The sequence below is a fragment of the Acinetobacter sp. BIGb0102 genome (assembly GCF_003815055.1).
GTDB classification, from domain to species: domain Bacteria; phylum Pseudomonadota; class Gammaproteobacteria; order Pseudomonadales; family Moraxellaceae; genus Acinetobacter; species Acinetobacter vivianii.
Genome location: NZ_RKQE01000008.1, coordinates 1 through 1,301, shown reverse-complemented (window position 1 = coordinate 1,301; position 1,301 = coordinate 1). Strand labels below are relative to the sequence as shown.

General features: G+C 37.4%; 1 protein-coding gene. It reads left to right on the top strand.

The features are described 5' to 3' along the window. The first annotated feature begins 53 nt into the window (after positions 1-53). A protein-coding gene (locus tag EC846_RS02745) for an IS3 family transposase (RefSeq protein ID WP_123774085.1) occupies positions 54-1,270 on the top strand; the annotation gives its coding sequence in 2 pieces (ribosomal slippage) (positions 54-399 and positions 399-1,270; 1,218 coding nt in all). The last annotated feature ends 31 nt before the right edge of the window (positions 1,271-1,301 follow it).

Here is a 1,301-nt window from a genome sequence, read left to right as displayed (position 1 = left end):
TGTCTCGTCCTAGATAAGGTTGACACTTTCTAAACTTAAATTTGGAGAGTGTAATGAAAACAATAGTTAAAAGAACACAACGAGATTACAGCCTAGCTTTTAAATTATCAGTCGTAGATCAAGTTGAAAAAGGTGAAATGACTTATAAACAGGCTCAGAGCCGATATGGTATTCAAGGACGTTCAACAGTTTTAGCCTGGTTAAGAAAGCATGGTAGATTAGATTGGCGTCAAGGCAGCCCATTTCATCATGGAGAAAAACAAATGTCCGATCCTCTACCACTCACTCCAGAACAAAGAATTAAAGAGCTTGAACAGCAATTATATGAAACCAAAAGAAAAGCAGAGTTATTTGAATCTATCATCAACATACTTGAAAGAGATTACGGAGTAAGTACCACAAAAAAGCTACAAGGCAAGCAATCAAAGAAAAGCAAACGGTAGGTTTTAGCATCACTGAATGTTGTTATTATCTTGGCACAACACGGCAAGCTTATTATAAGCAAAGCAAGCAAGCCAATATAAGACATAAGCATGAACAAGATGTATTACAACGAGTTCAACAAGAAAGAATGTTCCAACCTCGTATAGGGACAAGGAAACTTCACTACTTGCTGAATAGGGTAATGGGTATCAAAATTGGTAGAGACCGGTTGTTTGACGTACTCAGAGAACATCGTTTATTAGTGCGGCCTAAACGTGCCTATCATAAGACAACGAATAGCCATCATCGTTTTTACAAGCATCCCAACTTGGTAAAGTTAGGAATTAAGCAAGAGATACCACGAAAACCTGAGCAACTTTGGGTCGCAGATATAACTTATCTACCTATAGAAACAGGAGAAGCTTATCTGAGCCTAATAACCGATGCTTGGTCTAGAAAAATAGTGGGTTATCATGTAGATGACAATTTAGGTGCGGAAGCGGTTAGTCAAGCCTATTTAAAAGCATTAAAAACAAGACAAACACCGCAATCTTCACTCATTCATCATTCGGATCGAGGTATCCAGTATTGTTCAAAGAAATATCAGGAATTACACCAAGAACATAATATCCGATGTTCAATGACAGATGGATATGATTGTTACCAGAATGCTTTAGCGGAAAGGGTTAATGGTATATTGAAGAATGAATATTTACTTCATAAGCCAAGGAATCTTGAAGATGCTAAACGAATGGTTGCAGAGTCCATAGAGATTTACAATAGTCGTAGACCTCATCTATCGTTAAAATACAAAACGCCTAATGAAATGCATCAGGCGTTTGTTTGAAATAAGTGTCAACCTATTTCAGGACGAGACA